Raw genomic sequence first — 299 nt, 5'->3', positions numbered from 1 at the left:
CCTTGACATCTACAGAACCCGGAAGAGATTCCGGGGTGCCTTCGGGAACTGTAAGACAGGTGCTGCATGGCTGTCGTCAGCTCGTGTTGTGAAATGTTGGGTTAAGTCCCGTAACGAGCGCAACCCTTGTCCTTATTTGCCAGCACGTAATGGTGGGAACTCTAAGGAGACTGCCGGTGACAAACCGGAGGAAGGTGGGGACGACGTCAAGTCATCATGGCCCTTACGGGTAGGGCTACACACGTGCTACAATGGCCGGTACAAAGGGTTGCGAACTTGCGAAAGTAAGCCAATCCCAG

General features: G+C 54.2%; 1 rRNA gene. It reads left to right on the top strand.

The annotated features are described in order from the left end of the window. Positions 1 to 299 (top strand): 16S ribosomal RNA (locus ACT3R7_RS20780); the annotation flags it as partial.

Origin of the sequence: Halomonas sp. AOP43-A1-21, assembly GCF_052376775.1 — a bacterium.
Lineage (GTDB): Bacteria > Pseudomonadota > Gammaproteobacteria > Pseudomonadales > Halomonadaceae > Vreelandella > Vreelandella colorata.
Note: the sequence above shows the minus strand (reverse complement) of the source record. Positions and strands in the feature narration are given on the sequence as shown.